Annotated in this window: 11 protein-coding genes; 5 read left to right on the top strand and 6 right to left on the bottom strand. The window is 41.6% G+C overall.

The window, feature by feature from the left end; all coding sequences use genetic code 11:
• Positions 1-462: 462 nt before the first annotated feature.
• Both L1286_RS01600 and L1286_RS01595 read right to left on the bottom strand, forming a co-directional pair.
• The gene (locus tag L1286_RS01600) at positions 463-756 is read right to left on the bottom strand and encodes a DUF2971 domain-containing protein (RefSeq protein WP_235405182.1); all 294 of its coding nucleotides are present in this window, start codon (positions 754-756) and stop codon (positions 463-465) included.
• Between the two features lie 129 nt (positions 757-885).
• A complete protein-coding gene (locus L1286_RS01595; protein WP_235405181.1) occupies positions 886-4050 on the bottom strand; it encodes a DUF3427 domain-containing protein in 3165 nt (1054 codons plus the stop codon).
• 228 nt (positions 4051-4278) lie between these two features.
• Here L1286_RS01595 and L1286_RS01590 point away from each other — a divergent pair, with 228 nt between their 5' ends.
• The 4 genes from L1286_RS01590 to L1286_RS01575 all read left to right on the top strand — a co-directional run bounded on the left by L1286_RS01590 (position 4279) and on the right by L1286_RS01575 (position 7244).
• Positions 4279-5049, top strand: coding sequence for a hypothetical protein (locus tag L1286_RS01590; protein ID WP_235405180.1), 771 nt, complete (start codon positions 4279-4281; stop codon positions 5047-5049).
• Positions 5050-5122: 73 nt separating this feature from the next.
• Positions 5123-5488 (top strand): hypothetical protein, encoded by a 366-nt coding sequence (locus L1286_RS01585; protein ID WP_235405179.1) that lies wholly within the window; start codon positions 5123-5125, stop codon positions 5486-5488.
• A gap of 140 nt (positions 5489-5628) precedes the next feature.
• Positions 5629-6777 carry a DUF1570 domain-containing protein gene (locus tag L1286_RS01580; RefSeq protein WP_235405178.1) on the top strand — a complete coding sequence of 383 codons (1149 nt, stop codon included), beginning with the start codon at positions 5629-5631 and terminating at the stop codon, positions 6775-6777.
• A gap of 221 nt (positions 6778-6998) precedes the next feature.
• The gene (locus tag L1286_RS01575; protein ID WP_235405177.1) at positions 6999-7244 is read left to right on the top strand and encodes a hypothetical protein; all 246 of its coding nucleotides are present in this window, start codon (positions 6999-7001) and stop codon (positions 7242-7244) included.
• A gap of 160 nt (positions 7245-7404) precedes the next feature.
• Here the strand turns inward: L1286_RS01575 and L1286_RS01570 are convergent, their stop codons facing one another.
• Both L1286_RS01570 and L1286_RS01565 read right to left on the bottom strand, forming a co-directional pair.
• Entirely contained in the window at positions 7405-7557 is a 153-nt protein-coding gene (locus L1286_RS01570) for a hypothetical protein (protein WP_235405176.1), read from the bottom strand.
• A gap of 772 nt (positions 7558-8329) precedes the next feature.
• The gene (locus L1286_RS01565) at positions 8330-8635 is read right to left on the bottom strand and encodes a hypothetical protein (RefSeq protein ID WP_235405175.1); all 306 of its coding nucleotides are present in this window, start codon (positions 8633-8635) and stop codon (positions 8330-8332) included.
• Positions 8636-8746: 111 nt separating this feature from the next.
• On the opposite strand from L1286_RS01565, the gene L1286_RS01560 reads away from it, so the two are divergent.
• The gene (locus L1286_RS01560; RefSeq protein ID WP_235405174.1) at positions 8747-9634 is read left to right on the top strand and encodes a LysR substrate-binding domain-containing protein; all 888 of its coding nucleotides are present in this window, start codon (positions 8747-8749) and stop codon (positions 9632-9634) included.
• A 46-nt stretch (positions 9635-9680) separates the two neighbouring features.
• On the opposite strand, the gene L1286_RS01555 is transcribed toward L1286_RS01560, so the two are convergent.
• Together L1286_RS01555 and dgt are read right to left on the bottom strand one after the other, a co-directional pair.
• On the bottom strand, positions 9681-11591 hold the full coding sequence (locus L1286_RS01555; RefSeq protein WP_235405173.1) for a S9 family peptidase: 1911 nt from the start codon (positions 11589-11591) through the stop codon (positions 9681-9683).
• 147 nt (positions 11592-11738) lie between these two features.
• Entirely contained in the window at positions 11739-13211 is a 1473-nt protein-coding gene (gene dgt / locus L1286_RS01550) for a dGTPase (RefSeq protein WP_235405172.1), read from the bottom strand.
• Between the last annotated feature and the right edge of the window lie 105 nt (positions 13212-13316).

The raw sequence follows: 13316 nt of genomic DNA, 5'->3' as shown, positions 1-13316 counted from the left end.
AAAAATTGATGATATACAATCGCTAGGCAACTTAAATAAAAATATAGAAGTAGGTAAAACAGCTAACGAATAATATATTTCATCTAAGATCGCTTCGCTGTGGCTGCATAGCATCTCCTCTTCGTCGTCCGTAGCATTTCCATCAACTCTTTTGTTGTCGAGCGTTTCACATTCGTTTTTCTTTACAGTGAAAGTTATTGAATCACCATTATCTTCAATCAATTCAGATAGTTCTATATAAATATTGTCATAAAATTCATGTAGCTAGATGAAAATATTTTTATCGACACGAATGATGTCTGCCTTCGTTAAATTTGGCAACACTCGATGCTCTTTTCGTATATCCAGTCATCGCTCTTCGTTAATAAACGCTCTCGCAGATTTGAGTGTGGTTGTAAATGTGAGCTACGTTCTCTGTTGTAAAGAACTCTCTCGATTGTTCTATTTTTAGATAATTTATAATTAAAGTAATATCTCATAATCGAACTCAACTACGATACCTTTGTGTTCGTTTGCATAGTGAGACCACATGAGTAGGTTATTGTAATTTTCAGTAAATGAAATAACACCTATTTCATTTACATTGCTATTTGGAAAAGCTATTTCAGTTTCTTCGAAAAAGTTATCGCTTAAACCTCCTCCTTGGAGCCTATCTATATAGTCTTGAGCAGGACTTAATTCAAACGGATCATTTAATACCCCTCTTTGGCTCGCCCGAAGGCATAAGTTCTCGAAGAAGTCTTTCCGAAACGGCATATATTTATATATTTTTTCATAGTTCCTTTATAAATCGTGCTATCACAAATATGATGCGGATTTTGGCACTATATTTAACCTCTATAAATTAAGCCCTCTACAGAGAGCTTAATTTATAGATATAAGCACTCACCCAACAGCCAACTTCCCAGCCTCATGCCATAACTCACTTGGCATGGGGTGAAGCAAGTCCCACGTAATGTCCATTGGCTGACTGCCTGTATGCGTCACATATTGCACCTCACCGAAATTGACAAAGCCCATAGTGCGGTTGTTCTCGTCTTTGTTTTGCTCTCGTACGAATAAAAAGATGCGCTTGCCAGTTTTTTGGTGGGTAATATAGCTCAAGCCTTTACCTCGTTCTGGTCTTGCGCTGTTTTGTGACTGCCAATGAAAGCGGGTGGGGCTGATGGCAAAGTCTTTGTATAGTGTGGTTGGAGAGTAGGTTTTCTCGCATTTAGTGAGGGTCACAAATAACAGCTCGATATTGTGGCTTTTAAGCTCTAACACGCCTTCACGTGCTGGTGACTTTTTCTCAAAGGTGCTTGCGCCAATCGATGCGAGTATCTGCTCACGAGAATATCGGCTATGTAATTGTAAAGCGGTATTGGGTAAGCCCGACAGTGATTGCTCTTGGTGATGAATACGGTTTATTAAAATGTTGAGCACGTCGTTGAGCTCAGCTTGTAGTTGCTTATTGGCAAGTGCTTTTAAGCTGGTGGTAATGTCTTGGTGTCCTGTTTGCTTACCTGATTTTTCCCAAAAGTTGTAGTGTGTCATTAAAGCAAATACAGCGCTATTCGGAATGTTTTTAAGCTCAGTAAAATCAAAGTTATGCTTACATAAAGACTGTAAAAACTGCAAGTAACTGAGTGAGTTGCAAGTAATTAACTGGGTATTGATAGCGCGATAATAGGCTTGTATATGAGCTTGTTCAAGCTCCGTCATTGAGTCACATTGACTGGTTAGCCAATGCCATCCACCTAATTTACCTTGAGAGAGCTTAAATACATCTTCTAAAGTCACACTTGGGTTAACTTGTAAGAAGTTAGCGAGTGTGAGCGGTAAGTTGGTGTCTTGATGGTATCGGTTGAGCAGTGCTTGCAATCGGCGTTTGTTGTTTATGGCACCTTTAATATTTTTAAGAATGATGTCTTTACTTTGTTTTTGTAACTCAATGCGACAACCTAAAGGCAGATGTGCAAATCCGCTTTCAATCTCTTGGCTGATTGACGTATTGGTTTTACCGATCAGCGCTCTAAACTTGCTGGCAAAGTCATATTCAGGCCGCGCATTACCCACAAAATCTAAAATGGTGCAGCATTCTTTGTCTTGGGTTAGACGCAGGCCACGGCCCAGCTGTTGCAAAAACAAAGTTAAGCTTTCTGTTGGACGTAAAAATAGTAGGGTGTCGATCTCTGGAATATCCACACCCTCGTTAAAAATATCCACCACACACAATATTTGAATATCGCCTTGTCTGAGGGCTTGCTGTTTATCGTGTCTTTCATTGGCATTGTCACTGATCAGTACATCACTGCTAATGCCTTTTAAGTTAAATTGCTCGGCCATAAATATGGCATGTTGCTTACTAACACAAAATGCCAATGCCTTGATGACGTGCACATTCGTTACGATATCCGCTAGGCTTTGCATGATTTTTAAGGCGCGATGGTCGTTTTGTGTGAATACGTGTGTAAGCGCGCCAACATCGTAACGGCCACGTTGCCAAGAAACACGGCTGAGATCGGTGTCATCATCAATTGCAAAGTATTGAAATGGGATCAAATAGCGATTATTGATTGCTTCAGGTAATCGTAGCTCTGCGGCGATGACATCATTAAAATCACTTAGAATGTTGCCGCCGTCTTGCCTTTCGGGCGTAGCAGTTAAACCGAGTAAGATGCTGGGGGCAAAATGATTGATCACGCCTCGGTAGCTGTTTGCTGCGATATGGTGTACTTCATCAATGACAATGTAATCATAAAAGTCGGCGGTGAGGTTAAGCGACTCTAATTGATTATTGAGCGATTGGATTGACGCAAACAGGTGACTAAATCTACTTGGCTTATGTTGACCCACCCAAAGCTCACCAAATTGGTTGTTTTTGAGTACGGCGCGATATGCTGAACGTGCTTGTTTTAGTATCTCTTCTCTATGGGCGACAAAGAGTAATTTAGCTTGTGGGTTTTGCTTTAAAAATCGCGCAAAGTCGAACGCGGAGATCAAGGTTTTACCAGTGCCTGTGGCTGCAACGACTAGGTTTTTATATCGACCGTGTACACTTCGCTCAGCACAGAGCTTATCAAGCATGGCTTTTTGATGCGATTTTGGCTGAATATCTAAATAAAAGTGTGAGGTATCAGCTTGCTGACTCTTTGCGACACTAAGCGCTTGCGTTAATTTATTTTGGCAAGGCGCTTTACCTGTGTAGCGTTCAAATTCATCAGACTCCCAATAGGTTTCAAAGGTGCTCAGTGCTTTTTGAATAATATGCGGGATCTCTTGATTAGTGACTTTTAAGTTCCACTCTAATCCATTAGATAATGCGGCTTTTGATAAGTTGGAAGAGCCAATATAGCCAGTATGGAAACCGTTATCTCGCAAAAACAGATAGGATTTGGCGTGTAGGCGTTGGCTATCATTGTTGTAGCTGATTTTTACTTGGGTGTTTGGCAAGCTGGCTAAAAAATCGATGGCTCGTTGTTCAGTGGCCCCCATGTATGAAGTGGTGATTACTTTTAACTGTTTACCGCTTGCAACATAGCGCTTTAGCTCTTCTTTAAAAATACGTAGGCCTGTCCAGCGTATAAATGACACTATCCAGTAAATGGTGTCGCTGGATAAGATCTCTCTTTTGATTTCGCTCTCAAGAGAAATGCCTGCGTTTGCACCAGAAAATAGCTCGCTTTGGCTCAGTCCCGTTTGTGGAAAGATGTCTTTGCTATAACTTGGTAGGTCGCTAGAAATTGGGTTTTGCTTGTCAAACAGGGCGGTGAGGATACGACCTTGTGAATCAATGAGGTTTTCGCTGATCAATTGATCGTCTCTGATGTGATCTTTTAACCAAAATACCAGTTTGTTGGCCAGCTCAATTTGCTTGGTGATACGGTTGTCATCACTATTTGGGATGGCATCAATGGCATGGGCGACCAGCTTTGAAAGAAAGCGTGATAGCCACACAGAGGCTTCGCCTGATTCAAGCTGACGTTCACCAATATAAAACTGTTCACGGTTTAAGTTTTGCTCTACCAATTGGGTAATAAGCTGCTCATAAATGCCAATTTGCTGCACGGCCAAGTCCTGTTGTTTTTATTCTTAATTCTATAAAAGCCATTGTATATTAGCGCTTTTTGTTATTTTGAACCAGGTTCTTATCCGCTGATTTGTACCATTCTGTAAGAAATGGCGATGGTATAAATCCACCATCCCACTTGCACTAAATGTAATTGAAATGTAAATTTGTTGTCCCAATAAAACCCAGCAGGTCTAATTAGGGCGTTACACTTAGGAAGGAAACCTATGGAAGAGTCAGCACCGCAACAACCTAGCCAAATTAAAAAAGCGGCCTTGTTTTCAGTTAAAAAGCTGATGGCACTAAGCGCTTTTATAGTCAGTATTATCATTGGCGCGTATGCGACAGACATTGTCGAAACACTCAAAGCGTATGTGTTTTATTCTGGGAGTAGTGTGATCAGGTTTTTGCCTATCGTGTTATTGGGAACCGGTCTTGTGGGCTATTTATATTATGGTTTTGAAAAGTCCTCCGAAAGTACCTTCAAACGTGTGTTTAAATCAGCAGTTATGACCAGTGTGTGCGTGGCATTTTTTAGTGCAGGGATGTTTCTAAAAGATCCTTGGCTGTCGCTGTCTATGCTCAATGATGAATACGATGGCCCCGTGAGAACACTTCAAAATTATGCGGGGTTTGAAGTAAAACAAGAGGCATGTGAAAAGCGCGGTAAAAATCTTACCTGCTCATTTTATGCAATTAACCTGCTGCCAAAAGACAATGAGTTTAGAATTGACTCAGACAGCTACGCAATTGATCACAAAGACAGCCACGCCAGCGTCAACGCATTTTATATTGGTGAGAAACGGTATGGTTTTAGAACCTCCGATTACTTTACTGTGCCGTTGGGCAGCAAGCGTAAGTTCAAGCTAGAATTCGCCTTGTCCTCAGATGAAAAAATGCGGTTAGCACCATATTTGTCGGTGGTCATGGAGTCGCGGGAACATCAAGAAAAACATCTAAATTTCAGGTCAGTAGCAGTTATTGACTATATTAACTAATGGCTATCTGCTTTTTATTAAGCGAGTGTCGAACAAAAACGAACCAAATGAGTATGAATGAATAGGGCTTTATATGAATCAGACACTTGGCTTTTTAATTTCTGGGGTGATTGTCATTTTTGTATTTGTGGTGTCGGCGATTGCGGCTGGGCTATTTGCCGAGACGTTTGGGCTGTGGAAAAAGCCGATTATCGGCGCGGTTGCCGCTGCATGTGTGGTGTTTTCGGCTTATGTGAGTGCACCGCGATTTAAGCTATTGTCAGCCGCGATTTGGTTGATTATAGGCGCAATTTCGGCGTGGGTGTTATCGAGCGTATTTATGTATGCTGAAGATGCCGCAACGTCACTGCCATTGTATATCACGTATACCAGCGGATTTTTTACGTTAATGGCTTGTACCATTTGGCATAAAAAACATATTGGAGAAGTGTTGCGCTAAGTCGTGTTTTAACGGTGCGATGAGTGGTAAACTGCGCGCTATTGCAGTCTCGTTTGCAAGGTAAAGTAAAGTTTCAACAGACTTAGGTTGACGTGTTAAGGAATACACATCACACGATATAAAGGAAAAGAAGAAAAGGAATGAACGACGGTAAGCACACATGGATAGGGCCCATTTTTAAGGCGTGTTTGGTTGTATTTTCGGCTTTGTTATATCTCTTTTTTGATGGCAGGCAATTTTGGATTACCGAAGTACACACTCATTTTTCTCAGGAAAATGACCAGCCATCAGCGCAAGACACGAGTGAGGTGCCTGCTCATACGAAAGTGCGTGTTAGGGCGTCGAAAAGCCCCATTCATCACGCAGAGCGTCAAACCGGAGTTGATCATCAGCATACTTTAAGGCGCTTCGGACAATGCCAGCCGCACAGTGGCGAGCGCGTCAAGTATCGTGTAGAGCAGGGGATCTATACTTGGGTTGACAGCAACGGCGTGACAAATTATTCAGACCAAAAACCTGCCCGTGGCGCGAAAACGTACCAGCCCCGAAGTAGTCGCGTGTTAGATTATTTTGATCTTAATATCAGTGGGCAGACCATATCAAACCCGTTTAAGAATACCTTGAGCGCTAGATTGAACGCCATATTTAGAGGCTATACCAGCATTGTTGGCCTTGAGGCGATGAGAAAAGTGACGCTCAGAATACAGGTGCTGCCTTCCAGAAGGCTCTATGAACGTGCAGTTAAGGCTTATGGTGGGGATCCAACCGGCACTGCTGGTGTGTATTTTGGGGTTAAGAATACTGCATTTGTTGAGCAAACCTCCGACGAAGCGACTATGCAAACGGCAATCCATGAGGCGGTCCATGCAATCAATCAAGCGGTGATTGGGTTCTCACCACGTTGGTTGAACGAAGGACTCGCTGAATACTTTGAAACGGTAGAAGTATCAATGCAGGTTGGCGAAGTAAAACCGAATAACCATATTACCCGCAACGGTTATATTAAAGGTCATGTACTTAGACCAAGTCAGCTTATTGGCGCGGAGGATACATGGCAAACCTCAGATCCTGCCACCCTATATAGAAGTAGCTGGGCGTTCGTCCATTTTTTAATGTCTTCAAAATCCGGAAAGCAAAGCCTCAAAGCACTGATGTTAGAGGAGCAAAAAATGCCATGTAGCTCGTTGGACTATGCCAATGTGCATAGGGTTTTGTCTGGCAGTTATCCGAATATACAAGGCGCATATGCCACGTTTTTAAATCGTGAGGCTAAGCCTCAGCGCTTATGATTCATGCCATAACCGCCGCGTAAACTCCAAGGCCAAAGAAAGTTAATATACATCAAGAGAGTAAAATCGACTTATGTTTTAGGAAAGCACTTGTAATAAAGCGAAATATTTATGTTTTTCTCTTCGTGCCATAGTTTGGTTACTCTGCATTTGAGTGATTATTTGTGCGCTTGTTAAGCAGATAAATACGTATAATTGTTAATTTATCTATAGAATATACAATGAACTATTCGCTTTATCCTACCGTTGGCGTTGCCAGACTTGATAATGGTCCTAGTCAGTTTTACCTCGCGCTAAATCGTTGTGAATTGATCATAGCTCCGGGCCCGTGCACGACTTCAGGGATTCATGCCAGAGCAAAATTTGACAAAGACACTATACCGAGAGGCTCTAACACCACACTACTAGGATCGGTGACATTTGGTACAGAAATTACCTCTTTAGGCGAAATCATCACGGCTGTTTAATTACGTTGGGTACGTGCTCAGCCCAAAATGAAATATGGCTACAAACGCTTGGATAGGGAGTAATAATGAGATTTAAAAGATAAGCTTATTAAAATGAAAAGTTTAACTGTATTTAAAAGGCCAAGTAACAGCTACTTAGCCTCAATTCATATGCCTATAACTATACTATAATAGGGCAAGTATCACATGAAGCACCCGCAATAGTCTGATGTTTGTAACTACCACCAGCTACTTGAGGTGTCGCTTCTGCTGGGAATGCGACTTTATTTTTTGATAGTTGCTTTAATGGCTTTTTGTTCAACTTAACTTTCATTTTTAACTCCTTTATTTTAAGTTTTTATTCTTGCCCTATTAAAGTAACAAAGGTTAATGCTTGGTGTAATAGGTTAATATTTTGGTGTTTAAAAGTTTGTGTTAGGTAATTAATTATCTTGTAACTACGCTTTAGCTACTTTTTAATACCCAGTTATATCAAAATTTTTTTGTTTTAGTTTAATGTTACTTCGGTATTTAAGATTACGCTTAAATTAGAAAGAAAGCAGTGCTGCGGTGTTATTAGCTTTTACCACGTTGTTTAAATGAGGGGCTTACGGAGTATTTTTAATGTCTAAATGCCCTAATGCAAGTTGTCAAAGTTTCCTCTTTCAACATGTTTCTCGTAATGAGTTATTGTAATGTCAGATCTTGGGTTTGCATTAATCAAAAGAGGCAGAAACGAATTGGCGCTCAGTTAAGCCTGATATACAATTTTGGAAAAGCTGTGCATGTGCGCAATTTTTTAATGTCTTCTGTCATGGTAAAATGAACTTACAACAACTATTCCTACTAGAGCTGTCAGCGTCTGCTGTATGCTAGAGAACGTTCACTTTCGTTCTACATTTAACAACGCTTATCCAACATGAATCAAACGTTCTCTTGGTTTTTTAACCACAACATCAATCCAAGCCCCATTGGCTTTGATGACAAAAAATCGAAAACGTTGCTTAATCGAGTTCTTTGAACCAAAAAGGTCAAAGCTTTTAAATGTTGATTGGTATTTAAAAGCTTTTGGTTGATGCTTAGCTCTAAACAACCTCTTGCATAACCTATAAAAGTCCCAAAATTTGCTTTGCATTGTGACGGGCTAAGCAACTCTTCACGGGCGCATCCGAAAATGCTTTAGAAGACACCTCCATCGGTGCGCCTTCGTGCAGAGTTCCTGCTTTATACACTTTGACTCGGCAAGTGGTTTTATGCTGCTCTTCTGAATAAATTAGTTCGACGCGCTCTGCTTTCATGATTAAGTTTTTGTAGGGGTAACCAGCATTAGTGAATACTCTGTCTGTTTGTACCTGCTGAGCAGCTGAAGTAAATGCGATTGTAGAAAAAGCGAAAATAATTGCATATTTCATGATAAATAGTCCTTGTGTGTCTGTATTCACCGCTAAGTATTGTGTCCTTACTCAAAACTGACAAACGAGAAAATCTGTCTTATAGTTAAGTTTTTATTAAGTATAAAGATCATGAAATCACCACCGTTAAAAGGTCTCTGGTATTTTAAAACCGCCGCTGAACTGGGGAGTTTTAAGCAAGCCGCCGAAGCACTTTTTGTAACACAAGCCGCTGTCAGTCAACAGATCAGAATATTAGAGCAGCAATTAGGGTGTATGCTGTTTGAAAGACAAACCAGAAAAGTCTTGCTGACTCAACAAGGGCAAGATCTGCTGCCTTATTTGCACAAAGCATTTGGCCAAATTGATATGGGCCTATCGACGTTAAAAGCAGATCCAAATCCAAGTACAATCAACCTGTCTGTTTTACCCTCTTTTGCCTCTTGTTGGTTGCTACCAAGGCTCGCACAGTTTAATCAGGCGCTCCCAGACTACCAGCTGCGCATTGACCCAACGGAGCAACTGGCAGACTTTAATGAAGACGACATCGACATCGGGATCCGTTTTGGTCTCGGCGACTATAAGGGTCTAAAGAGCGAACTTATTGCTGAAGATGAATTGGTGATTGCCTATCAGCCCGGGCTAATAGATCCGACTAAGCCACTTCGCTCTCAGCTATCCAAGCACAATTTTATTTATGATGAAGGCAGAGACAACGAGCTAGCTTGGTTCGAGCTTTGCGAACAACTTGGGCTTAGCGGGCATGCATCCAGCAACTTAAAAATTGACAACGCGGCGCTGGTATTGCAAGCAACCGTAGCAGGTCAAGGGTTTTCGTTAGTACGTCGGCGGTTGGTTGCACAATCGTTAGCACTTGGACAGTTAGAAATTCACCCTGAATTTGCATGGCAATGTGAGTACCGGTATTTCCTCGTTGCACCTGAGCGCCATTTTGCGTGGCCAAAGATAAAGGCCTTTCGAGAGTGGATAATCGATGAATTAAAAAGCACAGACCCATAACGCGTTGTTAGGTCCGTGCTCAATCACCGTTGGTTCAACAGAATGACTACAGATGTTTCTTCAAGAAGTCTAAATATGCTTGAGATGCCTCTATACGGTTTTCTTTTTTAGAGAACCCATGTCCTTCATCTTCAAACAGTACATACTCAACTGGCACATTGTTTGAGCGCACGGCTTCAACCAACTCGTCGCTCTCAACTTGAAGTACACGCGGGTCATTGGCTCCCTGTACTACCATCAATGGTTTAGTTATCTTTTGAGCGTGAAATAGCGGTGAAATACGTCGTAAGCGTTCGCCATCCACAGCTGGATCACCCAGTTCCTCGTATATCGACTTTTTATATGCTTCCCACCAAGGTGGAATAGACTCTAAGGTTCTAACCCAATTGGTTACCCCAAAGACATTGATCCCGACTTTAAACTCTTCAGGTTCAAATGCCAGTGCCGCAGCAGTCATATAGCCGCCGTAGCTGCCGCCCATAATGCCAATGCGCTCTGGGTCAATCCAGTCTAATTCTTGCAGGTATTTTTTACCCCAAACGATATCTTGTAAGTCATCTTCACCATGCTTTTTATCATCTAAGTGAAAAAATGTTTTACCGTACCCTGAACTCCCGCGATTGTTTACAGCAAAAATAGCGTAACCTTGGTTCACCAAATGCTGCACTCGCGCGCTATAACCTGTTTTACTTTGTCCTCCAGGGCCGCCATGAACATAGATCATGGCTGGCACTTTGTTAGTGGGGGTGGCTTGCTTAGGTTTGTAAAGTACACCTGGTACTTCTAGGCCATCAAAGCTCTTAAATCTTGCGATTGAGCTTTTAACCAAATGTTCAGGATTTATTTTTTTGCTTAGCGTCGACGTCAACTGTTTAACGGAGTCACTGCCAACTTCCCATACAAATAAGTTACTCGGAGAGGTATCTGAATTGAGATAAAACGCCATTAATTTTTCATCTTCAGAAAAGTTTACACCTCTAATACTGCCGGCAGGGAGTTTAGGTAACTGAATGTCTTTTTGTTGCTTTAAATCGGTGACTGTCACCTTGATGCTTGAGTCTTCATTGACACCAACAACACGGTATCTATTGGTATCTGAAAAGTACAAAAACTGGATATCCCAGTCTGTTGCGACATAGCGTGAATGTTCGCCTGTCGCGATGTTGTATCGCCAGTTTTGATAAAACTCGCCGTGCGCATCCGTGCCGTAGTAAAGGTATTTGTCACCCTTTGAAAATGCAGAAGAAGAAAAGTTTGCCTGATATGGCACATTAGAGACTTCGACAGGTTTGGCGTCCGGTGTTTTTAGATCGAGTAAAAATAAATCACTGTCTTTGTTACCTTGTGCGTTGACTAAAGCGATATATCGGTCAGTGTCGCTGACCCGTTCTACGCTCAGGTTTTTGTCATTTTGGTAAATCAGCGCACTTTCATAGGTTGTCGCATCAAAGCGGTAAAGGTCCATAAACTTTTGATCTCGCTTGTTACTTAAGACATAAAATGCCTCGCCACCACTGGCGAATCCGATGAATCTGGCGCGTACGTCTTTTCCGGGGGTGAGATCTTGCACGTTACCATCTTCATGTCTTACAAAAACATGAAATCGTTCGTTGCCATTGTTGTCACGGGTAAACAGTAAGCGGTTGTCATTGGGGAAATACTGAAGTGCGTAAGTCGAGTCTGGTGATTGCGTTAATTGCGATTTAACACTCGTTTTTACGTCTATCTCATAGAGGTTAAAAATGCCAGACTCATCAGAATTGACAAGTATTTTCTTGCCATCAGGACTAAACGCACTGCCAGAAATGCTGGTTGTGTCAAAGAAGGTTTTTGCTGAGTATGTGCGAAAGTCTTCATGTGACTGTACAGCGCTCGTCGGCGTTACAGGTTGGCTTGTTTGTTTACATGCACTCAGGCTTGCCAACAACATGCATGCTATTGCTGTTTGTTTTAACATAATTATCCTTATTAATTATTGTCACTATGCTATCAAGTTATTCACTGGTGAACGCGATAGTTCAGGCCCGTTCGCGAATATGACTTGCTCAACTTTACTGTGAACATGGTGCAAGTGCAATGCAGGGGGAGCAGTGCGCTGTTACACTCAATCAATGACCATTAATGTGCGATACGTATCGTAGGCTAATTGGTCAGTCATTCCACTGATAAAGTCTTGTATCAGGCGACAGCGATAGTAAAACTCGTAGATTGGCAATGACTGTTCGGCCTCAGTCATTGATTGAATGGCTTTGTTATATGCGGAGATAAACTGACCTGAAATACGTTTTAGCAATCGCACCTCGATAGGATAATCATGGCTATGTTCAAGCACTTGATTGAATTGGGTTGCAGTTAAATTTAGAAGTCGTGTGTACTCATCTAAAATACCAGAGGTAATTTTGTACCCTTGTAGTTCTAATTGCTCCACCTCATAATGGCAAAATACATGATTAAGTGCGACTTGTTTCAGCGCTTTTGTGATTGCGTGTTTTTCGCTTTTATCCTCTAAAAGCGCCTCATTAAAATGGCCGTGATATATATCTTCAAGATTGTCGATAAAACGTTTAGTTGCATGTTTGACGAGAGGGTGCACAAGCTCGACACGCAAGTAGATAAAAAACTCAGCATTGAGGTTAGATTGGTTGGCCTGGGCGCGATTCAATGCGCGTTCACAGGCGAGTGCGACGGTGTTTGAGTGAGTGTCAACTTTCAGGTCATACAATTGAGTTGCATACTCATTATTGAGTTCATGGATAACCTGCTTAATACTCAGTATGCCCTTTTCTACGGCATCTTCTATGTCCGCTAGGCAATAGGCAATATCATCGGCTGCCTCCATGATATATGAAACAGGATGGCGATTGCCCAAATGCATATTGAGTTTGTCACACAACTCTTCAATAAAACTTTGCTCACTATAAAAATAGCCAACTTTCTTTTGCAAATAGCTATTGTTAGCACTTTTAGCCGGTTTAATTTCTGTACCGCAACGTGTGTATTTTAATATTGAGGCAGTTTGGCAGTAGGTTAAATTGAGGTTTGACAGTGTGCGAACAATTCGAATTGCTTGTGCATTTCCCTCAAACTGACATAAATCACGTAGCAGACGAGCGGCAAAGTCCTGTTCACCATCGCGGTTTTCAATACAGCTTGCATATGTGTGTGTATAGTCGGGATGAGACGCGAAATAGCCTCGGAACCAGTCGTTAATGGCTGCTTCACCAAAATGTCCGAAAGCTGGGTTACCAATATCGTGCATAATACAAGCCATTTCTACCAAACTGATGAGTGCTTCAGCCTCCTGGGGATCGAAAAGTACTTGTGTTTGTTCGGTCTTTTGCAATTCATCAATGATGGACTTGGCAATAAAGCGTCCATTTTGTTGTACTTCCAAAGAATGAGTCAGTCTAGAGCGCACCGCTGCATTTCTCTCCAGCGGAAACACTTGTGTTTTTTGTTGTAGGCGCCTAAGTGCGGCACAGTTTAAAATGCGTCCTCGGTCACTTTCGAGACTGGCGATGAGATTACTATTCTCTTTATATGCTCTTTTAGTATTGATTTTTGTTTTAAAATCCATTTTTTAGCTCATTAATTAAACGCCATGTCATTGTAATCAAATTCACATGGGCTGCAAATGTGTGATTGGTACTATCATTTGCTTAAAAGGTCTGCCAATTATGAC

Source organism: Pseudoalteromonas sp. SMS1, assembly GCF_021530565.1.
GTDB lineage: Bacteria > Pseudomonadota > Gammaproteobacteria > Enterobacterales > Alteromonadaceae > Pseudoalteromonas.
This window is presented reverse-complemented; position numbering and strand designations above follow the sequence as displayed.

What these genes read in the sequence shown, in the direction of transcription:
- L1286_RS01585 (WP_235405179.1), top strand. Translation starts at nt 5,123, where the DNA reads ATGAATCAGACACTTGGCTTTTTAATTTCTGGGGTGATTGTCATTTTT.
- L1286_RS01555 (WP_235405173.1), bottom strand. Translation starts at nt 11,591, where the DNA reads ATGTTAAAACAAACAGCAATAGCATGCATGTTGTTGGCAAGCCTGAGT.
- L1286_RS01590 (WP_235405180.1), top strand. Translation starts at nt 4,279, where the DNA reads ATGGAAGAGTCAGCACCGCAACAACCTAGCCAAATTAAAAAAGCGGCC.
- L1286_RS01560 (WP_235405174.1), top strand. Translation starts at nt 8,747, where the DNA reads ATGAAATCACCACCGTTAAAAGGTCTCTGGTATTTTAAAACCGCCGCT.
- L1286_RS01580 (WP_235405178.1), top strand. Translation starts at nt 5,629, where the DNA reads ATGAACGACGGTAAGCACACATGGATAGGGCCCATTTTTAAGGCGTGT.
- L1286_RS01575 (WP_235405177.1), top strand. Translation starts at nt 6,999, where the DNA reads ATGAACTATTCGCTTTATCCTACCGTTGGCGTTGCCAGACTTGATAAT.
- L1286_RS01570 (WP_235405176.1), bottom strand. Translation starts at nt 7,557, where the DNA reads ATGAAAGTTAAGTTGAACAAAAAGCCATTAAAGCAACTATCAAAAAAT.
- L1286_RS01600 (WP_235405182.1), bottom strand. Translation starts at nt 756, where the DNA reads ATGCCGTTTCGGAAAGACTTCTTCGAGAACTTATGCCTTCGGGCGAGC.
- dgt (WP_235405172.1), bottom strand. Translation starts at nt 13,211, where the DNA reads ATGGATTTTAAAACAAAAATCAATACTAAAAGAGCATATAAAGAGAAT.
- L1286_RS01565 (WP_235405175.1), bottom strand. Translation starts at nt 8,635, where the DNA reads ATGAAATATGCAATTATTTTCGCTTTTTCTACAATCGCATTTACTTCA.